The following is a 21,639-nucleotide window of genomic DNA, read 5'->3' as shown; positions in this document are numbered from 1 at the left end:
AAGTGGCGGCGTGACGATTCTCACAACACGCTGAAACGGCCGGTCAGCGGCCCGTCAACTGCGGATTTGGCGGCCCGACCAACCGGGCGGTTAGTTAGGCACCGGAAATTGTTTCTCGGAGGTTTGAGTTGAAGTTACTGATGGGTATAGTTCGGGCAGTTACTGGTGGGTAACTTAACCGAAAGTACCCAACCGACAGTGGCTATCTCATCGAGGAGGAACTGTGAGCCACTACAAGAGCAACGTTCGCGACCAGGTGTTCAACCTGTTCGAGGTTTTCGGCGTTGACAAGGCGCTCGGCGAAGGTGACTTCGCCGACCTGGACATCGACACCGCCCGCGAGATGCTCGGTGAGATGGCCCGGCTGGCTGAGGGCCCGATCGCCGAGTCGTTCGCCGACGCTGACCGCAACCCGCCCGTGTTCGACCCCAACGCCCACACGGTGACGCTGCCCGACTCGTTCAAGAAGTCGATGCGCGCGCTGCTCGAAGGCGGCTGGGACAAGGTCGGCCTGTCCGAGGAGCTCGGTGGCATGCCGATGCCGCGGGCGCTGCAGTGGGCCCTGATCGAGCACGTCCTCGGCGCCAACCCCGCCGCCTACATGTACGCGATGGGCGCGGGCATGTGCGAGATCTTCTACAACAACGGCACCGACGAGCAGAAGAAGTGGGCCGTGCTGGCCGCCGAGCGCAACTGGGGCGCCACCATGGTGCTGACCGAGCCGGACGCGGGCTCCGACGTCGGCGCCGGCCGCACGAAGGCCGTGCAGCAGGCCGACGGCACCTGGCACATCGACGGCGTCAAGCGCTTCATCACGTCGGGCGACTCCGATGATCTGTTCGAGAACATCATGCACCTGGTGCTGGCCCGCCCCGAGGGCGCCGGCCCGGGCACCAAGGGCCTGTCGCTGTTCTTCGTACCGAAGTTCTTCTTCGACCCGGAGACCGGTGAGCCCGGCGAGCGCAACGGCGTGTTCGTCACCAACGTCGAGCACAAGATGGGCCTGAAGGTGTCGGCCACGTGTGAGCTCTCGCTGGGCCAGCACGGCACCCCGGCCGTCGGCTGGTTGGTCGGTGAGGTGCACGACGGCATCGCGCAGATGTTCGACGTCATCGAGCAGGCTCGAATGATGGTCGGCACCAAGGCGATTGCGACTCTGTCGACCGGTTACCTCAACGCGCTCGAGTACGCCAAGGAGCGCGTCCAGGGCGCCGACATGACGCAGATGACCGACAAGACCGCGCCGCGGGTGACCATCACGCACCACCCAGACGTGCGTCGTTCGCTGATGACTCAGAAGGCGTACGCCGAGGGTCTGCGCGCGCTGTACCTCTACACCGCGACGTTCCAGGACTCCGCGGTCGCCAAGGCGCTGCACGACGTTGATGCCGGGCTGGCGGCCAAGGTCAACGACCTGATGCTGCCGATCGTCAAGGGTGTCGGCTCCGAGCAGGCCTACGCGAAGCTGACCGAGAGCCTGCAGACCTTCGGTGGTTCGGGCTTCCTGCAGGACTACCCGATCGAGCAGTACATCCGCGACGCCAAGATCGACTCGCTCTACGAGGGCACCACCGCGATCCAGGCGCAGGACTTCTTCTTCCGCAAGATCGTGCGGGACAAGGGTCAGGCGCTGGCGTACGTGGCCGGCCAGATCGAGCAGTTCGTCAAGAACGAGTCGGGCAACGGCCGGCTCAAGGGCGAGCGCGCACTGCTGGCCACCGCGCTGGAGGACGTCCAGGCCATGGCCGCGTCGCTCACCGGCTATCTGATGGCGGCGCAGGAGAACCCGGCCGAGCTCTACAAGGTCGGCCTCGGTTCGGTGCGCTTCCTGATGAGCGTCGGCGACCTGGTCATCGGTTGGCTGCTGCAGCAGCACGCCGTGGTCGCGATCGAGAAGCTCGACGCGGGTGCAAGCGGTGACGACCGCGCCTTCTACGAAGGCAAGGTCGCGGTGGCGTCGTTCTTCGCCAAGAACTTCCTGCCGTTGCTCACCAGCACGCGCCAGATCATCGAGAACCTCGACAACGAGGTGATGGAACTCGACGAGGCGGCCTTCTGAGAGGTTCGACCGCTTCACACGAAACCGCCCCCGGTCTCTTCCCGGGGGCGGTTTTCGTCATCAGGTATGAGGGCGGGTTCGGGAGTGGCTTATCCGAAGAGTCGGCAAAGGGTTGAGAGCCGACCGCGCGAGACTGATGTGACGCACCTGGTGCCCTCCCGAACCCGTCGTGCGATCGATCGTACGCCGGTGACTCAGGTCACACCAGAGTCAATTCCAGCTGTTAACGAGTGCTTGGACCGCAGCAGCGCCCGGGTGCGTTCCCGAGCCTCCGGGTCGGGATCGAAGACGCTCGCGACGAACTCGTCGACCCCGGCGGCGCTCAGTTCGTCGAGGCGCTGAGCCACCGTCGCCGCATCCCCGATGATCGCCGCGTCCTCAGGGCCCGCGAAGCCCTCGCGGTCGAGCATGGCGCGGTACGAGGGCAGCTGACCGTAGACGGCGAACTCTTCGGCGGCCCTGGCCCGCGCGCCGTCGACGTCGTCGGTGACGCTGATGGGCAGCGACGCCACCACCCGCACCGCGCCCTCTTCGCGGCCCGCCTCGGCAGCGGCCGCGCGCAGCGTCGGGACGACGTGACCGGCCAGCGTCTTGGGTCCGGTCATCCACGTCATCGTCCCGGCGCTGCGGCGCCCCGCCAGGCGCAGCATCTGCGGGCCGAGAGCCGCGAGGTAGACGTCCGGCTGCGGTGCCCCGGGCACTTTCAACGAGCCGCGCGTCGTCCAGGACTCGCCGGAGGCGTTCGCGGGCTCGCCGGCCAGCAGCGGAAGCAGTCCGTCAAGGTACTCGCGCATCTGTCGCACCGGCCGGTCGTACGAGATGCCCCACACGCCTTCGGTGACCATGCGGTGACTCAGCCCGATCCCCAGCGTGAAGCGGCCACCGGCGATCGCGTTCAGCGTCAGCGCCCGCTGCGCCAGCTGCGTGGGGTGCTGCACCTGGATCGGCACGACGCCCGATCCGACCTCGATGGTGTCGATCTCGCGGAACGCGACGGCAAGGATCGTCAGGAGGTCGGGGTCGTAGGGCAGCTGCGCCATCCACACGCGACGGAACCCCTCGTCGCGCAACGACGCGAGTTTGTTCAGGGTCGCATCAAGCGGTGAGGTGCCGTCGCCGTCGGTGAGGAGTCCCACGAGGGAGATGCTGATCTGCATGCGTTCCATCGAAGCATCCAGCGGCGAAAAGTAAGAGCCCCGCACTGCCGCCGGGTCGGGGGGTCAGACGGCAGTACGGAGCTATCCGGTGTATCGACGCGGTTCTGGCGGGCGTTACACCCGGCCGGGACACGCGGAAATCAGGCCTCGAGGATCGCGGCGACGCCCTGTCCGCCGGCCGCGCAGATCGAGATCAGCCCGCGCACCGGCTGCCCGGTCTCCTTCTTCTTCTCCGCCAGTTGCTTGGCCAGCTGCGCGACGATGCGCCCGCCGGTGGCGGCGAACGGATGCCCGGCCGCCAGCGACGAGCCGTTGACGTTGAGCTTGGACCGGTCGATGCTGCCCAGCGCCTTGTCCAAGCCGAGCCGCTCCTTGCAGTACTCCTCGGACTCCCACGCCTGCAGGTGAGCGAGCACCACCGACGCGAACGCCTCGTGAATCTCGTAGAAGTCGAAGTCCTGCAGGCTCAGGCCGTTGCGCGCCAGCAGCCGCGGCACCGCATACGTCGGCGCCATCAGCAGGCCGTCTTTGCCGTTGACGTAGTCGACGGCCGCGGTCTCCGCGTCGACGAAGTACGCCAGCGGCTCGATGCCGTGAGCCGAAGCCCACTCGTCGGTCGCCAGCAGCGACACCGAGGCGCCGTCGGTGAGCGGCGTCGAGTTGCCCGCGGTCATCGTCGCGTCGCCGTTGCGCACGCCGAAGACCGGCTTGAGCTTGGCGAGCTTCTCCGCTGACGAGTCGGCCCGCAGGTTGTTGTCGCGGTAGACGCCGAGGAACGGGGTCACCAGGTCGTCGAAGAAGCCGCGGTCGTAGGCGGCAGTCATGTTCAGGTGGCTCGCGGCGGCCAACTCGTCCTGGTCGGTGCGCTTGATGCCCATCTCCTTGGTGGTGACGGCGGCGTGCTCACCCATCGACATGCCGGTGCGCGGTTCACTGTTGACCGGGATCTGGACGCCCAGCGACGCCGGCAGCTTGCCGACCAGCTTGAGCCGGTCGACGTTCGACTTCGCGCGGCGCAACCCCAGCAGCGTGCGACGAAGCTCGTCACCGAGGGCGATCGGCGCGTCGGAGGCGGTGTCGACTCCCCCGGCCGCCGCGACCTCGTAACGCCCTGCGGCGATGCCGTCGGCCGCGCAGACCGTCGCCTGCAGGCCGGTGCCGCACGCCTGCTGGATGTCGAACGCCGGGGTGTACGACGACAGCGCGCTGCCGAGCACGCACTCGCGGATCAGGTTGAAGTCGCGGCTGTGCTTGAGCACCGCCCCACCGATCACCGCGCCGAGGGTCTCCCCGGACAAGTCGAAGCGGTCGACGAGGCCGCCCAGCGCGGCGGTGAACATGTCTTGGTTCGACGCGCTGGCGTAGGCGCCGTCGGAACGGGCGAACGGAATTCTGTTGCCACCGAGGATGGCGACGCGTCGGCGGGTATCACTAGCCATGACCCCATAGTACCCACCCTTCTTACTCAGGAGTAAGTTCGTCCCCATGGCTTCGGATCTGTACTCGCAAATCGTCCATTCGGCGCCCGGATCATTCCTCGCCAAACAACTCGGCATCCCGCAGCCCGAGACGCTGCGCCGCTACCGGCCCGGGGAACCGCCACTGGGGGGCACACTGCTCATCGGCGGGGAGGGCCGCGTCGTCGAACCGTTGCGCGCGGCGCTGGCCGAGGACTACGAGCTCGTCTCGAACAACCTCGGTGGCCGCTGGGCCGATTCGTTCGGCGGCCTGGTGTACGACGCCACCGGGATCACCGACCCGGCCGGGCTCAAGGGCCTGTACAAGTTCTTCACCCCGCTGCTGCGCAACCTCGGCCCGTCGGGCCGCGTCGTGGTCGTCGGCACCACTCCCGAGGCGGTGGACGGCGAGCACGAGCGGATCGCACAACGCGCGCTCGAGGGCTTCACGCGGTCGCTGGGCAAGGAGATGCGCCGCGGTGCGACGGTGAACCTGGTGTACCTGTCCCCTGACGCCAAGCCCGCCGCGACGGGCCTCGAGTCGACGATGCGGTTCCTACTGTCGGGCAAGTCGGCCTACGTCGACGGTCAGGTGTTCCGGGTCGGCGACGACGATTCGGCGCCGCCCGCGGACTGGGACCGGCCGTTGGACGGCAAGGTCGCGATCGTGACCGGTGCCGCCCGCGGAATCGGCGCGACGATCGCCGAGGTGTTCGCCCGTGACGGCGCCAAGGTGGTGTGCATCGACGTCGACGGCGCCAAGGAAGCGCTCGGCGTGACGGCGACGAAGGTCGGCGGCACCGCGCTCGCGCTCGACGTGACCGCCGACGATGCCGTCGACAAGCTCACCGAGCACCTGCGGGAGAACCACGGCGGGCGCGCCGACATCCTGGTCAACAACGCCGGCATCACCCGCGACAAGCTGCTGGCGAACATGGACGAGGCGCGCTGGGACTCCGTGGTCGCGGTCAACCTCGTAGCGCCGCTTGCACTTTCCGAGGGCCTGGTGAACAACGGCACACTCGGCGAGGGCGGCCGGATCGTCGGGCTGTCGTCGATGGCAGGCATCGCGGGCAACCGCGGGCAGACCAACTACGCGGCCACCAAGGCCGGGATGATCGGGCTCACCGACAGCCTGTCGGAGGCATACGCCGACAAGGGCATCACGGTCAACGCGGTGGCGCCCGGGTTCATCGAGACGAAGATGACCGAGGCGATCCCGTTGGCCACGCGCGAGGTGGGACGGCGGCTGAACTCGCTGTACCAGGGCGGCCAGCCGGTCGACGTCGCCGAGACCATCGCCTACTTCGCGAGCCCCGCGTCCAACGCCGTCTCGGGCAACACGGTGCGGGTGTGCGGCCAGGCGTGGCTGGGGGCGTGACGTGAGTCAACCCTCGGGACTGATGAACATGGTGCGCGCCGCCGCGGGCGCGTTGCCCTTCGTGCCGCGTTCAGAGTCGCTTCCCGACCGCACGCTGACCGTCGACGAGTTGAGCATCGACCCGGCGAACGTGGCGGCCTACGCGGCGGTCACGGGTCTGCAGTTCGGCGACACCGTCCCGCTGACGTACCCGTTCGCGCTGACATTCCCGACGCTGATGTCGTTGGTGACGGGCTTCGACTTTCCGTTCGCGGCAATGGGTTCGGTGCACATCGAGAACCACATCACGCAGTACCGGCCGATCGCCGTCACCGACACCGTGTCGGTGAAGGTGCACGCGGAGAACCTGCGCGAGCACCGGCGCGGTCTGCTGGTCGACATCCTCACCGACGTCAAAGTCGGCAACGAGCAGGCGTGGCACCAGGTGACGACGTTTCTTCACCAGCAGCGCACCAGCCTGTCCGACGAGCCGAAGCCGCCGCCGCAGAAGCAGCCGAAGCTGGGCCCGCCGAACGCGGTGCTGCGCATCACGCCCGGCCAGATCCGGCAGTACGCGGCCGTGGGCGGAGACCACAACCCGATCCACACCAATTCGATCGCGGCCAAGCTGTTCGGCTTCCCGACGGTGATCGCGCACGGAATGTTCAGTGCGGCGGCGGTTCTGGCGAACATCGAGGGCCAGCTACCGGGCGCGGTGAAGTACTCGGTGAAGTTTGCCAAGCCGGTGGTGCTGCCCGCCAGCGCCGCCCTCTACGTCGACCGCGTCACCGACGGATGGGATCTGACACTGCGGCATCTGAAGAAGGGCGACCCGCACCTGTTCGGCTCGGTGCGTTCGCTGTAGCGCTTGCGCCGAAACTGCGCACAGATCGCAATTCGGCTCAATTCTGCGATCTGGCAGCAGTTTCGACGTGGGAGTCGGACGGGGCGCCCTTCAGGCCTCGCCAGAACAGGTTGATCATCAGCTCGGCCGCCTCGTCCACGTCGGCGTCTCCTGTGCTGACCCGGCTCGCCACCGCCTCGCCCGCGCCGACCAGGGCAACGGCCATCATGTCGAAGTCGGTGTCGGGCTCGGGGTTTCGGGTGCCCGATCGCAGCAGCCTGCTGACGAGTTCGATGATGCGCTCGCGGCCCTCGCGCACGGTGTGGGCGAACGCCTGCGAACTGGTGGCCTGGCTGTAGAGCACCATCCATGACGCCCGGTTGGCGTCGATGTAGTTGAGGAACGCCAGAACCGCCGTCCGCAGAAGGTCTTTCGGGCTCTGCTTGAAGTCGATCCGGCTGCGCACGTCGTCGACGAACCGGGCCAGCTCCCGGTCCAGGCACGCCGCGAACAACTCCTCTTTGGAGCCGTAGTACAGGTACAGCATCGGCTTGGAGATCTGCGCCTGCGCGGCAATCGCATCCATCGACGTCTCGTGATAGCCGTTGACCGAGAAGATCTGCACCGCGGCGTCGAGCATCTGCTGCTCGCGCACGGCGCGCGGCAACCGCTTCGTCCCTCCGGCCATCACTCCAGGGTAAGCAATGCTTCGCTGAGCGGACGTCAGCAGCGCGGGTTCGGACCCTTCATCCCCGACAGCCTCAGCACCGAGGCGTCGACGTTGGACATCGACAGCTCACCGGCCGACACCGCCTTCTCCAGCCGGTCGAGCACCGCGGGCACCTCCCCGGTCGTCACCCACAAGGCAACATCGGCGCCGGCCTGCAGCGCGCGCAACGCAGCCTCGGCGACGCCGAACCGGTCGGAGATGGCCGCCATGGACGACAGGTCGTCGGTGAAGACCGGGCCGTTGAACGGCGGGCCGCCGTAGTTGCCGGACCGCAGCAGCCCGTAGGCCGCCGGGCTGAGACTGGCGGGGTCGCTACCGGTCAGGCCGGGCACCTCGATGTGGCCCACCATCACGCCGACGGGCGCTTGGGTGGTCAGTGTCCGGTACGGCACCAGATCGGTCTTCTGCAGCTCGGCGATCGCAGGGGTGGTCGCGCTGCCGGTGTGCGTGTCGCCCGACCCCGAGCCGTGGCCCGGGAAGTGCTTGAGCACGGGGAGCACCCCGGCGTCGCGCAAACCGCGCGCGTACGCGCCCGCATAGTCGGTGACGACGTTCGGATCCGGACCGAAGGACCGGTCTCCGATGACGCCGTCGTGCGCAGCGGTGACGTCGACGACCGGAGCGAAGTCGATGGTGACACCCAATGCCCGCATCTGCTGGCCGCGCCGGAACGCGATGTCGCGCACCTGCTCGGGTGTGTTGGTCTGCGCGAGCACCCGCGGCGACGGCTGGGGGCCGATGATCGACGCGAGCCGGGAGACCCGGCCGCCCTCCTCGTCGACGCTGACCGCCAGCGGCAGCGGGCTCGCCGCGCCCGCGATGTCGCGCAGCTGATCACCCATGATCGACAGGTCCGTCCAGCTGCCGATCATGATGCCGCCGACATGCTGGCTCTCGACGACCGCGCGCCCGTCGGCTGCGCCGGTGACGCCGACCATCAGCAGTTGAGCGAGCTTGTCGCGGGTCGACATCGCGGCCAGCATCGCCTGCGGAGCGCCGCACGCCGGGGCGGCCGGAACCGAGGGCGCCGGAGCTTGCGGTACGACGGTGGCCGCCTTGGTCACCGGAGCCTCGGAGATCGCGGTGGGGGCGGAAGATGTGTCAGGTGCCGGCGAGCAGGCCAGCACAAGTGCGGGCAGCGCCGCCAGCGCACAAAGCGCCCGAGTCCTCGATGTCGAAGCCATGGGCCCCGACAGTAACTGAGACCGGACGCCTCATTCCATCCCGACGCGGCTGTTGGCGACCAGAACATCGGCTCACCTGCCCGAGTCGGGCCACATGCTAGTTTTGCCGCATGGATCGGTTCCTCGTGCCCGCGGCCGCCAGCATCGTGGTGGGCCTGCTGCTGGGCGCGGCTGCCGTATTCGGTGTGACGCTGATGGTGCAGCAGGACAACAAGCCTCCTCTGCAAGCGGGCGATCCAGCGTCCTCGGTGCTCAACAGGGTTGAGTACGGCAACCGAAGCTGAGATCGCCCCGCTCTCCCGCCGTTGGCTGTGGGTGGCCGCTGCCGCGGCGCTGCTCCTGACTTTCGCCCAGTCACCCGGACAGATCTCACCCGATACCAAGCTCGACCTGACCGCCAATCCGCTGCGGTTCCTCGCCCGTGCGTTCAACCTCTGGAACAGCGAGCTGCCGTTCGGCCAGGCGCAGAACCAGGCCTACGGCTACCTGTTCCCGCACGGCGCCTTCTTCCTGCTCGGTGACGTCATCGGGTTGCCCGGCTGGGTGACCCAGCGGCTGTGGTGGGCGCTGCTGCTGGTGGTCGGGTTCTGGGGGGTCATCCGGGTGGCCGAGGTCTTGAACGACGGCAGGGGCATCGGCAGCCCGACGTCACGGGTCATCGCCGCTGTCGCATACGCCCTGTCGCCGCGGGTATTGACCACGCTCGGCGCGATCTCGTCGGAGACGCTGCCGATGATGCTGGCGCCGTGGGTGTTGCTGCCGGTGATCCTGGCGATGCAGGGTGATGCACGGGTCCGGCTGCTGGCTGCCCGGTCGGCGCTGGCGATCGCGCTGATGGGTGCGGTCAACGCGGTGGCCACGCTGACCGGTTGCCTGTGCGCGCTGCTCTGGCTGGCGTGCCACCGTCCCACCAGGCTGTGGTGGCGATTCACCGGGTGGTGGGCGGTGGGCATCGCGCTGGCGGTGCTGTGGTGGGTCGTCGCGCTGGTGATGCTCGGCCGGATCAGCCCGCCGTTCCTCGACTTCATCGAGTCGTCCGGCGTCACCACCCGGTGGATGTCGCTGACCGAGATGTTGCGGGGCACGGAAGCCTGGACGCCGTTCGTCGCCCCGAACGCGACGGCCGGCGCGTCGCTGGTCACCGGCTCGGTCGCGGTGCTGGCCACCACCCTGGTCGCCGCCGCCGGCCTGGCCGGGCTCGCCATGCGAACGATGCCGGCCCGCGGCCGACTGATCACGATCCTGTTGGTCGGTGTCACGCTGCTGGCCGTCGGTTACTCCGGCGGGCTGGGATCCCCGATCGCCCTGCAGGTTCAGGCGTTCCTCGACGCGTCCGGAACGCCGCTGCGCAATCTGCACAAGCTCGAGCCGCTGCTTCGGCTGCCGCTCACGCTCGGGTTGGCTCACGTGCTCGGGCGCATTCCGCTGCCGGGCAACGCGCCGCGCCAGCAGTGGACGACCGCGCTGATGCACCCCGAACGCGACAGAAGGGTCGCCGTCGGGATCGTGATACTGGTCGCGCTGGCCGCCGGAACGTCGCTCGCGTGGACCGGAAGGCTCACTCCGCCAGGCACTTTCGACGCCATCCCGCAGTACTGGCACGAGGCCGCGGACTGGCTCGACGCACACAACACCGACGGTCGCGTCCTCGTCGCGCCGGGCGCGCCATTCGCCACCCAGGTGTGGGGCAACAGTCACGACGAACCGCTGCAGGTGCTCGGCCACAGCCCATGGGGCGTGCGCGACTCGATCCCCCTGACCCCGCCGCAGACCATCCGCGCGCTGGACTCCGTACAGCGACTGTTCGCCGCGGGCCGGCCCTCCGCGGGACTGGCTGATACCCTTGCCCGCCAGGGTATTTCGTATGTGGTGGTGCGCAACGACCTGGACCCGGAGTCGTCGCGGTCGGCGCGGCCGCTGCTGGTGCACCAGGCCGTCGAGGGGTCGCCCGGCCTGGAGAAGGTCGCCCAGTTCGGCGAACCGGTGGGCGCGGGCACCCTGGCCGGATTCGTCACCGACAGCGGCCTGCGCCCGCGGTATCCAGCCGTCGAGATCTACCGCGTGCGCGCCGAAACGCCGGTTACGCCCTACCTAGTCGACACCGACCGGATGGCGCGCGTCGACGGCGCCCCGGAGGCGTTGCTGCGGCTCGACGAGCGCCGCCGGCTGCTCGGTGAGCCCCCGCTGGGCCCCATGCTGTTGACGGCCGACGCCGAACGCGCGGGTGTGCCCACCCCCCCAGGAACGGGGATCACCGTGACCGACACCCCGCTCGCCCGGGAGACCGACTACGGCCGCGTCGACGACCACTCGTCGGCCGTCCGCACCCCCGATGACGCCCGGCACACCCAGAACCGGGTCATCGACTATCCCTCGCCCGGAGCCGATCTCGTCTATGGGCAGTGGAACGGCGGCCGGGTGTCGGTGTCGAGTTCGGCGGCCGATTCCACCGCGCTGCCCAACGTCGCGCCCGGCGCCGGACCCGCCGCCGCGATCGACGCCGACGCTTCGACGAGCTGGGTCTCGAACTCGTTGCAGTCGGCGATCGGGCAGTGGCTGCAGGTCGATTTCGACCATCCGGTCACGAACGCGACGATCACCGTCACGCCCAGTGCCACCGCGGTCGGCGCCCAGATCCGCCGTATCGAGATCTCAACGGTCAACGGGACCAGCACGCTGCGTTTCGACGAAGCGGGCAAGCCGTTGACGACCGCCCTGCCGTACGGCGAGTCGCCGTGGGTGCGGATCACCGCGGTCGCCACCGACGATGGCTCGCCGGGCGTGCAGTTCGGGCTCACCGACGTCGCCGTCACCCAGTACGACGCGAACGGCTTCGCGCATCCGGTCAGCCTGCGCCACACCGTCGCGGTGCCCGGGCCGCCACCGAATTCGACCGTGGCGCAATGGGATCTGGGCTCCGATTTGTTGGGCCGGTCGGGCTGCGCGCACAGCCCGACGGGAATACGGTGCGCGGCCGCGATGGCGCTGTCGCCGGAGGAGCCGGTGAACTTCAGCCGGACCCTAACGGTGCCGACGCCGATCGCGGTGACGCCGACGGTGTGGGTGCGGGCCCGGCAGGGACCCAAACTGGCCGAGCTGGTCGCCGCACCCGGAGCCGCCCACGCGCTGGGCGACGCGGATCCGATCGACGTGCTCGGCTCGGCTTATGCGGCCGCCGACGGCGACCCCGGCACCGCGTGGACAGCGCCTCAACGCGTGGTGCAGCACAAGACGCCACCGACGTTGACTCTGAAACTTCCCCGGCGAAGCGAAGTCGCCGGCCTGCGGGTGACGCCGAGTTCGTCTGAGCTACCGGCACATCCGACGCTGATCGCCGTCGACCTCGGCGACGGGCCGCAGGTCCGACGGTTGGCCGGGGACATCGGCGCACAGAACGTGCAACTGGAGCCGAACGTCACCGACACCGTCAAGGTGTCGATTCTCGAGTGGGACGACGTCATCGATCGCACAGCGCTCGGCTTCGACCAGCTCAAGCCGCCGGGGCTGGCTGAAGTGACAGCGCTCGACGGCAGCGGTGCTCCGATCGCCGCCGCGGATGCGGTGCGTAATCGGGACCGCAGTATCGAATTGCCCTGCGGGCGTGGGCCGGTCATCGGCATAGCCGGCGAGTTCGTCCAGACGTCGCTTTCCACCACTGTCGGCGCTCTGCTCGACGATGCTCCGATCGCGGCGCATCCGTGCCGCAGCGCACCGATCCTGCTGCCGGCGGGACAGCAGGAGCTGGTGATCAGCCCGGGAAACACTTTCGTCGTCGACGGCGCCCAGCTGTTCGGTCCCGAGTCAAGTGAAATCCGCTCGGCGCCAACGAAACCCGCTCAGATCCACACCTGGTCCTCCGACCGACGCGAGCTCAGCGTCGCACCGTCGTCGACCTCGCGGGTGCTCGTCGTGCCCGAAAGCGTCAACCCGGGTTGGGTTGCGCACGGCGCGGACGGGTCACAACTGACCCCGATCACGGTGAACGGCTGGCAGCAGGGCTGGGTGCTGCCCCCGGGAACAGCTGGACCGATCACGTTGGCTTTCCCGTCGAACGGGATCTACCGCGCCGGGCTGATCGGCGGGCTGGCGCTGCTGCCGGTGCTCGCTCTGCTGGCCTTCGTTCCCCTGCGCAGGCGCCGGCCGGACGTCGACCCGGCCCCCGTGTGGCGGCCCCATCCCGTCGCAGTGGCGATTGGCACACTCGCGGTGGGTGCGGCGATCTCCGGGGTCACTGGTGTCGTGGTCGTGGCGGCCGCGCTGGCGCTACGCCGTCTCCTTCGAAATCGCGAAAGCCTCTGCGAGGCAATCACTGTCGGCGCCGCAGCGGGCGGGTTGATTCTGGCCGGTGCGGTGCTGAGCCAGCACCCGTGGCGGTCGGTCGACGGCTATGTCGGCCACTCGTGGGGCGTGCAGCTGCTGGCGCTGATCTCGGTGGCGGCCATCGCGGCGTCGACGGTGTCCGTGAACACCAGTGAGCAGATCAGTTGACAGCGATCAAGTGCTCGAGCTTCGGCTCTCCCACGACGTACTTGTCGACTGCCTGCTCGATGAGCAGGTCCTGCCCGGTCTGCCGGGTGACGTGCTGGTGCAGGTGCTCCTCCCACGACCGCACGACGAAACCCTCGACGAAGGTGTCGGCCGACTCGCCGCTGCGGAACAATCGCCACTGGACGGCCCCCGTGCGCTGCCGCGAACGCCTCACCCGGGCCATCGCCGCGACGAACGCCTCCTGGTCCTCCGGTGCGACGCGGTAGGTCTTCAGCACCACGACCGGCCCGTCCGGCGGCGCCGGCTCGAACACCAACGCCGGCTCTGGCCAGTGCGCCGACGGTTCGACGTCGAGGTCCCCGGTGCCCGGGTGCAGCGGCCACCACAGCAGCGACACCGCGCACAGGGCGAGCAGTCCGGCGCTGATGAGCAGCGCTGTCACACTGCTGGTGGCGCCTGCCACCAACCCCCACACCAGCGAGCCGATCGCCTGCCCACCCATGAAGACAAGCTGGTAGACCGACAGGCCCCGGGCGCGCACCCAGGCCGGAAGGCTCAGCTGCATCGAGGCGTTCAGCGTCGACAAGGTCAACAACCACGACAGTCCTCCGAGCACCATCGCGGCGATGACCACGGTCAACACCGGCACAAGCGCCAGCACCGCCGTGGCGAGCATGAAACCGCCGGCGCCCACCGCCAGCAGCACGTTGCGCCCGAACGCGGTCTGCAGCCGGGAGAGCAACGTCGCCCCGAACACCGCCCCGATCCCCAGCGCGCCCAGCAGCACGCCGTATCCCGCGGACGACAGGTGCAACTGCCGGCTCGCGATCACCGCGAGCAACCCCCACAGAGCGCTGCCGGGCGCGATGAACAGCAACGCCCGCAACAGAATCCGTCGTACCACCGGTGAGCTGCGGATGAACCGTCCGCCCGCGCTCAGCGCCGACAGCGGTCGCTCCGTCGGCAACAGCCGTTCGGCAGTCGGACGGCGCCAGGCGATCAAGGCCCCGACGATGCCGACGAACGACACCGCGTTGAGCGCGAAGACCAGCGTGGGACCCGACAGCGAGACAAGCGCCCCCGCGATAGCTGGCCCGATCGCCCGCGCCCCGTTCATCGACAGGCTGGTCAACGCTGCGGCGGCCGGAATCTGCTCGCGTGGAACGAGTTCGGGCTGGATCGCCTGCCACGCCGGTGCGGTCAGGGCCTGCCCGCAACCGATCAGGAACAGCAGGATCAGCAGCACCGCCGGGGTGGTCTGTCCGACTCCGGTCAGCACCGCCAATGTCGAGACGCCGGCCGCCATCGCAGACTGGGTGGTGATCAGCAGCCGGCGGCGGTCGACGAGGTCGGCCACCACGCCCGACGGCAGCGCGAACAGCATCACCGGCAGTGCCGTCGCGGTCTGCACCAACGGCACCAGCACGGCCGCGCCGGGATCGGCGACCAGCATCCACTGCGCGCCGACGGTCTGCATCCAGGTGCCGAGATTCGACACGAACTGCGCGATCCACAGCGCGCGGTATATCGGCGATGACAGCGGCGCCCACGCCGACGGCGCGGCACGGACGGTGGACGGTGCCGACATTCGGTTTGTCCTTTCGCTGTGGAACTGTCTTCAGGTACCCGCTTGGCCGACCGTTATCTCGTAGCATCGGCCGCGTGCCGCAGATCAACACCGCCCGCGGAGCGATCGATGCCACAGATCTCGGCGTCACGCTCATGCACGAGCACGTTTTCATCCAGTCCACCGACATCACGGCGAACTATCCGGAGGTCTGGGGTGACGAGGCCGAGCGGGAGGCCGACGCCGTCGTGCGCCTCAACGAGCTGAAGTCGCGCGGCGTCGACAGCATCGTCGATCTCACCGTGATCGGAATGGGCCGCTACATTCCGCGCATCGAGCGCATCGCGGCGCAGACCGATATCAACATCGTCGTGGCGACCGGTGTCTACACCTACAACGACGTGCCGATGTTCTTCCACTTCAGCGGCCCGGACACACCAATGGGCGAGCCCATGATCGAGATGTTCGTCCGCGACATCACCACCGGCATCGCCGGCACCGGTGTCAAGGCTGCGGTCCTCAAATGCGCGACCGACGAACCCGGGGTGACGCCGGGCGTCGAGCGGGTGCTGCGGGCGGTGGCCCAAGCGCACCGGGAGACGGGCGTGCCGATCTCGACGCACACCCATGCCGCGACGAAGCGTGGTCTCGATCAGCAGCGGATCTTCGCCGAGGAAGGCGTCGACCTCACCCGCGTCGTCATCGGGCACTCGGGCGACACCACCGACCTCGACTACCTGGAGGAGCTCATCGGCAACGGTTCCTTCATCGGCATGGACCGGTTCGGAGTCGACGTGTTCCTCGGGTTCGAAGACCGGGTCGACACCGTGGCCCGAATGTGCGAACGCGGCCACGCCGATCAGATGGTGCTGTCACACGACGCGTCCTGCTTCATCGACTGGTTGCCGGAAGCCCTTGTGCCGCAGACCATGCCGAACTGGCACTACCTGCACATCCACAACGACGTCATCCCCGCACTCAAGGACCGCGGAGTGACCGACGAACAGCTGACCACGATGCTCGTCGACAACCCGCGCCGCATCTTCGAAGCCCGAGGCGGCTACTGACCATGCCCGAACCGACCCCGCCCATCGGCGCCCAGGTGTCGCGTCTCGCGCAGGCAGACCCCGGCGCTCCGGCAGCCACGTGCGACGGTGTCACGATCACCCGCGGCGAGCTCGACAAGTCGACCAACAGGCTGGCTCGTGCGTACGCCGAACTCGGTGTGCGACAGGGCGATTACGTCACGGTCGTGCTGCCGAACTCGATCGAGTGGGTGCAGGCGGTGGTCGCGACGTGGAAGCTCGGCGCGATCCCGCAGCCGCTGTCGCCACGGCTGCCGGACGCCGAACTCGCCGGACTGCTCGAGCTGCGCCCGCGCGCGCTGATTGTGGGTCGCGACGACCCCAGCGGCCGGACACCAAGCGTGCCAACCGGTTTCACGCCCGATCCGGAGTTGTCCCACGCGCCGCTACCCGAAGCGGTGTCGCCGGTGTTCAAGGCGATGGCCTCCGGCGGCAGCACCGGGCGGCCCAAGCTGATCGAAGCCGGTGGCGACAGCCGGTTCCCGGCCCTGGCCGGTTATCCGCTCGGCGCGCAGGAAGGCGACGTCAACCTGCTCTCGGTGCCGCTCAGCCACAACACCGGCTTCACCACATTCGCGATCGGCCTCGTGCAGGGCCATCACCTTGTCCTGATGCCACGGTTCGAACCGCACGAGTTCCTTCGGCTGGTGACCCGACACGGCGTGACGTTCCTGTCGACGGTCCCGACGATCATGCAGCGGCTGCTGCCCGTGTACCGGGCCGACCCCGGCGCTTACGACCTGTCGTCGATCCGGCGGTTCTGGCATGTGGCCGCGGTCTGCCCGCCCGCCGTCAAGCAGGCGTGGATCGACATCCTGGGCCCGTCAGTGGTCTGGGAACTGTACGGCGGTACCGAGTTACAGGCACTGACCTTTATCTCCGGTGAGCAGTGGCTGGCACATCCGGGCTCGGTGGGCGTCGTCGTCGCCGGGCAGATGAAGGTGCTCGACGACGACGGCAAAGAGTGTCCGCCCGGCGTGGTCGGCGAGATCTACATGCGGCCGTCGCCGGGCAGCGCGCCGACCTACCGCTACGTCGGTGCGACCGCGAAGTCACGCGACGGCTGGGACTCCCTCGGCGACCTGGGCTATTTCGACGACGACGGCTTCCTGTACCTCAACGATCGTCGCGTCGACATGTTCACCGTCGGCGGTCGCAATGTGTACCCCGCCGAGATCGAGTCGGCGCTCGCCGAGCACCCGGAGGTGCTTTCGTGCCTGGTCGTCGGCCTTCCCGACGAGGATCTGGGCCAGGTGCCGCACGCGCTCGTGCAGGCCGGCGGTGGTCTTGACGAGTCGGGGATCATCGCGTTCCTCTCGGAGCGTCTCGAGCGCTACAAGGTGCCGCGTTCGGTCGAGTTCACCGACGTACCGTTGCGGGACGATGCGGGCAAGGCGCGCCGCTCGGCGGTTCGCGACGAGGTCATCGCGCGGCGGGCCGCGCAATCCAGCTAGCGCGCGGCGGGCCGCGCAATTCAGCTAGCGCGCGGCGGGCTCAGCCACGCCGGTGACCGCCGAGTCCAGCGGCGGCACCGGACGGTCGTGGCGAAACTCCCAGCGCCGCAACGCATTCCGACACGGTGACTCCACCAGTGCGTAGCTCACCGCGGCGATCGCGAACCCGAACACCACCGTCAGCACCAGCACGATGGGCATATGCCCGTTGAACGGGAACTCACCGATGACGGGGAACACCATCGCCAGCGCCGCGAGATGCCAGACGAACAGCCCGTAGGACCATCGGCCCAAGGTGACCATCGTCGTATTTCCCAGGAGCCGGTGCGAGGTGTCGGGGCGGTCGAGCACGAGCGGCGCCAGCAGCGCTCCGGCGACGACCGCGCCCATCGCTGTCTTGACGATGAACTGGCTGACCGTGCCGGGGGTGAGACCTTCCGGGCCGGCGATCGGCGAGGCCGCGATCAGGAACGCGGCCACCGCGATGACGGCCATCAGCACCCGGCGCCGGGCCAGCCGGTGGGGCCACCCCACCGGTGACACGGTCAGCTCGGCCAGCAGCATGCCCGAGGCGAACCAGGAGAAGAAGGCGGGTGGCCAGTTCAGGTGGTTGACGCCGGCGGGCGTGGCGATCGGCAGCACCGCCCAGGCCAGGCTGGCCACCGCGGCGACCGCGATGACGGGGATGCGCGCGCGCACCGGGACCCGTCGCACCGATAACGCGAGCAGCGGCAGCGCGAGGTAGAACGCCACCTCGACCGAAAGGCTCCACATCTGTGTCAGGCCCGCGGTGAGCGTGAGCGGCACGTAGATCTGGGTCAGGGTGAGGTTGGCCAGCCACACCGTCAGGTCGGCCTTCGCCTCGGGCAGCAGTGACAGGATCACCACGACCGCGACCAGATAGCCGGGCATGATGCGGACGATGCGCGAGCGCAGATAGTGACCCGTCGGAGGGACCGGCCGCAGCCCGCGTGCCGCGGCGGCATGCCCGCGCCACAGCAGGAAACCCGAGAGCGCGAAGAACACCGCTACCGCCAGGTCGAACCGGCCCAGCAGCCGCCCGGTGATCCCGCCGGTGTGGCCGGTTTGGAAGGCGACGTGGGTGACGACGACACCGATCGCGGCGCAGGCTCGCATGCCTTCCACGGCGGGCAGGAAGTTCCTGGTGCCGCCGATCTGGTCCTGAGCCACGCCGACCAGTGTGCCGGGAGGAGTGAAAGCCCCTGAACAGGGGTGTCCCGCCGGGGACCCGTGCCAAGGCAACTAAGTATCCGCCTTAGCTTGTGCTGTTAGGGTCAGACGGGTTCTTGCGGGCGTACCGCGGGTGAAGTCGCGGACGTGAGGAGCGAGATATGGGAGGCACGGTTTGAACCGCGCAGTGGCGCTCCGTATTGCGGCTTGTGGCGTCTTGGGGCTGGGTGCCGCCCTGTTGGTCGCCGCGCTGTTGCTGACCACCTACACCCAGAGCAAGATCTCCAAGATTCCGCTCGACCTCGACACCACGCTGATCAGCGACGGCACGGCGACGGCGTTCGATCCGGCGTCGCTCAACTCGGAAAGGTTCGTCGTGGACCGCGACGTGCCGGTGGCGATGCAGGAGCAGATCTCGGTGGAGTCGCCGTCGAACGCCGACGTGGTGACGCTGCAGGTCGGCAGCTCGCTGCGCCGGACCGACAAGCAGCAGGAGTCGGGCCTGTTGTTGGCGCTGGTCGACACCGTGACCGTCAACCGCAGCACCGCCGAAGCGGTGTCCAGCGAGAGCAATCCCGGCGGTGCGGTGCAGAAGCCGCGCGCCATCGACGACGACAGGCCGCCGACCAACATCGCCCTGCCGCACGAGGGCCTGGCCTACCGCTTCCCCTTCGACACGGAGAAGAAGACGTATCCCGTTTTCGACCCGATCGCGCAGAAGGCGTTCGACGCCAACTACGAAGGCGAAGAGGACGTCAACGGGATGACGACCTACCGGTTCACTCAGAACGTCGGCTATGACGCCGACGGCAAGCTGGTCGAGCCGGTGAAGTACGCATCGCTCTACGACGACGATGCCGACAGCGCAGTCACTGCGCGCGCAGCGATGTGGGGGGTGCCCGGCGAGCCGGACGCGCCGATCACGATGTCGCGCTTCTATGCCGCTCAGCGCACGTTCTGGGTCGACCCGGTGTCGGGCACCGTCGTCAAAGAGGACGAGCACGGCTATCACTACTACGCGCGCGAGCCGCTCAAGCCCGAGGTGACGTTCGTCGACTACAAGGTCACGTTCAACGAGGAGACCGTCGAGTCGCAGATCGCCGCCGCCAGTGACGAGCGCGACCGGGTCGCGGTGTGGGGGCGCATCCTGCCGATCACGTTCACCGCGATGGGACTGGTGCTGCTCGTCGGCGGCGCCGTGCTCGGCTCGTTCAGCCTGCGCGCGGAGTCCGCGCTGATCGACCCGGGCCTCGACGAGGCCGACCACGGGTTCTTCGACACCCAGGGGATCAAGGTTCCGGGGGCGGAAGCCAAGACCGAGAAGATACCGACATCCAGACCGACCGACGTGCCTCCGGACAGACCGGTCTGATCACGCGCCTGCCGCTTCGGGCGTTCCCTCCGCTCTATGCGCTGGTGCTCGCCCTTGCGATCACCGCCCCGCTGATCGCACCCGGATATCTGCTGCTGCGTGACGCGGTCTCGACTCCGCGCTCCTATCTGTCCGACGCGGCGCTCGGGCTGTCGGAGGCCGCACCGCGGGCGCTACCTCAGGACTTCCTAGTGGCCGTGGTGTCATCGGTTCTCGACGGCGGAGTGGTGGTCAAGTCGCTGCTGATCATCGGGCTGTGGCTGGCGGGCTGGGGTGCGGCCCGCCTGGCCGCCGCGGTGGTACCCGAGTCGGGGATGGCCGGCGAGTGCGTGGCGGCGACGGTCGCGGTGTGGAATCCCTATGTCGCCGAACGCCTGTTGCAGGGTCACTGGAGTCTGATCGTCGGTTACGGGTGTCTGCCGTGGGTGGCCGTCGCCATGCTGAGGCTGCGCGGTTCGCAGTCGTGGGGTTCGGTGTGGGCGCTGGTCTTCTGGATCGCGCTGGCCGGGTTGACGCCGACCGGTCTGATGCTGGCGGCGAGCGTCGGGTTGGTGTGCGTCTTCGCACCCGGCGATGGTTTCTCGCGGTGGCGGTGCGCAGGCTTGGCTTTGGGCCTGGCGGTGATCGCGGCGCTGCCCTGGTTGGTCGCGGCGACGACGGCCCACACGCTGGAACCGTCGCAGGCCGAAGGTGTCGGCGCTTTTGCCGCGCGGGCCGAGCCGGGGCTGGGAACTCTTGCGAGCCTGGCCGGGCTCGGCGGCATCTGGAACGGTGAGGCGGTACCCGCTTCTCGCACAACGTTATTCGCTCTCGCCGCCACTGCGGTGTTGCTCGCAGTGGTCGCGTTGGGCATGCCGGTGGTGCTGCGGCGGCCCGCGGCCGTGCCACTGCTCGGGCTGGCCGCGGTCGCGGTGGTGGTGCCCGCGCTGATGGCGACAGGACCCGGGCTCGCCGTCGTCGAGGCGTTGGTGCGGGCGCTACCCGGTCTCGGAGTGGTGCGCGACGCACAGAAGTGGGTGGCGTTGGCGATGCCCGGTTATGCGGTCGCCGCGGCGGCGGCGGTCGTGACGGCGCGACGGTGGCTGCCCGCGGCGGCGACCGCGGCGGTGTGCTGCGCGGCGCTGATCGCGACATTGCCCGACTTGGCGTGGGGAGTCGGCGGCAAGGTCGCGGCGGTGCAGTACCCGCCGGGATGGGGGACGGTGGCGTCGATGATCAACGCCGACCCGCAGCCGGTGGCCGTGCTGCCCGTCGACAGCATGCGCCGTTTCGATTGGGCCGGCGAGGCACCGGTGCTGGACCCGTTGCCGCGCTGGGTGCGGGCCGACGTGCTGAGCACCGGGGATCTCGAGATCGGTGACCGGACGGTTCCCGGTGAAGGGCAGCGAGCGCGCGAGGTGCAGGAGATGTTGTTGGGGGACGTCACGCGCGAGAAGTTGGCCGACGCCGGAGTGGGGTGGGTTGTCGTCGAATCCGGTGGTGCGACAACCGCCTTACCCCTACCCGTCGCCTACGCCGATGAGGACATCGCGCTGTATCGGGTGGGCGGTACGTCGCCGGGGGCCGACGGTCGGGGTGTCGTGCTGGCCGCGCACCTGGTGTGGCTGGCGATGCTTTTGGCGGGCGGGGGCGCCGCGGTCGTCGCGTCGATCAGGCGGCGACAACAGCGGTGAAAGTCGTAGCGTGTCTCC

At 68.8% G+C, this 21,639-nt stretch carries 15 protein-coding genes; 9 read left to right on the top strand and 6 right to left on the bottom strand.

The genetic code is table 11. The features are described from left to right. Positions 1 to 223 precede the first annotated feature (223 nt). Positions 224 to 2,059 (top strand): acyl-CoA dehydrogenase, encoded by a 1,836-nt coding sequence (locus tag A5663_RS14530; protein ID WP_068150150.1) that lies wholly within the window; start codon positions 224 to 226, stop codon positions 2,057 to 2,059. A gap of 194 nt (positions 2,060 to 2,253) precedes the next feature. Here the strand turns inward: A5663_RS14530 and A5663_RS14525 are convergent, their stop codons facing one another. Further along, positions 2,254 to 3,216 carry a TIGR03564 family F420-dependent LLM class oxidoreductase gene (locus A5663_RS14525; RefSeq protein ID WP_068150148.1) on the bottom strand — a complete coding sequence of 321 codons (963 nt, stop codon included), beginning with the start codon at positions 3,214 to 3,216 and terminating at the stop codon, positions 2,254 to 2,256. A gap of 140 nt (positions 3,217 to 3,356) precedes the next feature. Next, positions 3,357 to 4,655: an acetyl-CoA C-acetyltransferase gene (locus A5663_RS14520; protein ID WP_068150144.1), complete on the bottom strand. Its 1,299-nt coding sequence runs from the start codon at positions 4,653 to 4,655 to the stop codon at positions 3,357 to 3,359. 46 nt (positions 4,656 to 4,701) lie between these two features. Here A5663_RS14520 and A5663_RS14515 point away from each other — a divergent pair, with 46 nt between their 5' ends. Both A5663_RS14515 and A5663_RS14510 read left to right on the top strand, forming a co-directional pair. Continuing rightward, entirely contained in the window at positions 4,702 to 6,054 is a 1,353-nt protein-coding gene (locus A5663_RS14515) for a 3-oxoacyl-ACP reductase (protein WP_068150140.1), read from the top strand. 1 nt (position 6,055) lies between these two features. After that, entirely contained in the window at positions 6,056 to 6,898 is an 843-nt protein-coding gene (locus A5663_RS14510) for a MaoC/PaaZ C-terminal domain-containing protein (RefSeq protein WP_197503403.1), read from the top strand. Between the two features lie 37 nt (positions 6,899 to 6,935). On the opposite strand, the gene A5663_RS14505 is transcribed toward A5663_RS14510, so the two are convergent. Together A5663_RS14505 and A5663_RS14500 are read right to left on the bottom strand one after the other, a co-directional pair. Then, a complete protein-coding gene (locus A5663_RS14505) occupies positions 6,936 to 7,565 on the bottom strand; it encodes a TetR/AcrR family transcriptional regulator (RefSeq protein WP_068150135.1) in 630 nt (209 codons plus the stop codon). A 35-nt stretch (positions 7,566 to 7,600) separates the two neighbouring features. Beyond that, on the bottom strand, positions 7,601 to 8,791 hold the full coding sequence (locus tag A5663_RS14500; RefSeq protein ID WP_197503402.1) for a glycoside hydrolase family 3 N-terminal domain-containing protein: 1,191 nt from the start codon (positions 8,789 to 8,791) through the stop codon (positions 7,601 to 7,603). A gap of 110 nt (positions 8,792 to 8,901) precedes the next feature. Here A5663_RS14500 and A5663_RS14495 point away from each other — a divergent pair, with 110 nt between their 5' ends. Both A5663_RS14495 and A5663_RS14490 read left to right on the top strand, forming a co-directional pair. Then, positions 8,902 to 9,075, top strand: coding sequence for a DUF2613 domain-containing protein (locus A5663_RS14495; RefSeq protein ID WP_068150129.1), 174 nt, complete (start codon positions 8,902 to 8,904; stop codon positions 9,073 to 9,075). Then, positions 9,053 to 13,279: a DUF3367 domain-containing protein gene (locus A5663_RS14490; RefSeq protein WP_197503401.1), complete on the top strand. Its 4,227-nt coding sequence runs from the start codon at positions 9,053 to 9,055 to the stop codon at positions 13,277 to 13,279. Before A5663_RS14495 ends, A5663_RS14490 begins: the two co-directional genes overlap by 23 nt. Here A5663_RS14490 and A5663_RS14485 read toward each other — a convergent pair. Then, positions 13,272 to 14,867 (bottom strand): MFS transporter, encoded by a 1,596-nt coding sequence (locus tag A5663_RS14485; RefSeq protein WP_068150126.1) that lies wholly within the window; start codon positions 14,865 to 14,867, stop codon positions 13,272 to 13,274. The genes A5663_RS14490 and A5663_RS14485 overlap by 8 nt on opposite strands. Before the next feature lie 74 nt (positions 14,868 to 14,941). On the opposite strand from A5663_RS14485, the gene A5663_RS14480 reads away from it, so the two are divergent. Then, positions 14,942 to 15,913 carry a phosphotriesterase gene (locus tag A5663_RS14480; protein ID WP_068150122.1) on the top strand — a complete coding sequence of 324 codons (972 nt, stop codon included), beginning with the start codon at positions 14,942 to 14,944 and terminating at the stop codon, positions 15,911 to 15,913. Between the two features lie 2 nt (positions 15,914 to 15,915). Beyond that, a complete protein-coding gene (locus tag A5663_RS14475) occupies positions 15,916 to 17,385 on the top strand; it encodes an AMP-binding protein (protein WP_068150118.1) in 1,470 nt (489 codons plus the stop codon). A 24-nt stretch (positions 17,386 to 17,409) separates the two neighbouring features. On the opposite strand, the gene A5663_RS14470 is transcribed toward A5663_RS14475, so the two are convergent. After that, on the bottom strand, positions 17,410 to 18,522 hold the full coding sequence (locus A5663_RS14470) for an acyltransferase (RefSeq protein ID WP_068150172.1): 1,113 nt from the start codon (positions 18,520 to 18,522) through the stop codon (positions 17,410 to 17,412). 229 nt (positions 18,523 to 18,751) lie between these two features. On the opposite strand from A5663_RS14470, the gene A5663_RS14465 reads away from it, so the two are divergent. Together A5663_RS14465 and A5663_RS14460 are read left to right on the top strand one after the other, a co-directional pair. Further along, positions 18,752 to 19,948 (top strand): DUF3068 domain-containing protein, encoded by a 1,197-nt coding sequence (locus tag A5663_RS14465; protein ID WP_068150116.1) that lies wholly within the window; start codon positions 18,752 to 18,754, stop codon positions 19,946 to 19,948. A 44-nt stretch (positions 19,949 to 19,992) separates the two neighbouring features. Continuing rightward, entirely contained in the window at positions 19,993 to 21,621 is a 1,629-nt protein-coding gene (locus A5663_RS14460; RefSeq protein ID WP_231976790.1) for a hypothetical protein, read from the top strand. The last annotated feature ends 18 nt before the right edge of the window (positions 21,622 to 21,639 follow it).

The sequence above is a fragment of the Mycobacterium sp. E740 genome (genome assembly GCF_001672895.1).
Lineage (GTDB): Bacteria > Actinomycetota > Actinomycetes > Mycobacteriales > Mycobacteriaceae > Mycobacterium.
Note: the sequence above shows the minus strand (reverse complement) of the source record. Positions and strands in the feature narration are given on the sequence as shown.

Excerpts from the sequence above, each read along its gene's own strand:
- A5663_RS14500 (WP_197503402.1), bottom strand. The coding sequence starts at position 8,791 with ATGGCTTCGACATCGAGGACTCGGGCGCTTTGTGCGCTGGCGGCGCTG.
- A5663_RS14485 (WP_068150126.1), bottom strand. The coding sequence starts at position 14,867 with ATGTCGGCACCGTCCACCGTCCGTGCCGCGCCGTCGGCGTGGGCGCCG.
- A5663_RS14470 (WP_068150172.1), bottom strand. The coding sequence starts at position 18,522 with ATGCGAGCCTGCGCCGCGATCGGTGTCGTCGTCACCCACGTCGCCTTC.
- A5663_RS14515 (WP_068150140.1), top strand. The coding sequence starts at position 4,702 with ATGGCTTCGGATCTGTACTCGCAAATCGTCCATTCGGCGCCCGGATCA.
- A5663_RS14495 (WP_068150129.1), top strand. The coding sequence starts at position 8,902 with ATGGATCGGTTCCTCGTGCCCGCGGCCGCCAGCATCGTGGTGGGCCTG.
- A5663_RS14505 (WP_068150135.1), bottom strand. The coding sequence starts at position 7,565 with ATGGCCGGAGGGACGAAGCGGTTGCCGCGCGCCGTGCGCGAGCAGCAG.
- A5663_RS14475 (WP_068150118.1), top strand. The coding sequence starts at position 15,916 with ATGCCCGAACCGACCCCGCCCATCGGCGCCCAGGTGTCGCGTCTCGCG.
- A5663_RS14520 (WP_068150144.1), bottom strand. The coding sequence starts at position 4,655 with ATGGCTAGTGATACCCGCCGACGCGTCGCCATCCTCGGTGGCAACAGA.
- A5663_RS14525 (WP_068150148.1), bottom strand. The coding sequence starts at position 3,216 with ATGCAGATCAGCATCTCCCTCGTGGGACTCCTCACCGACGGCGACGGC.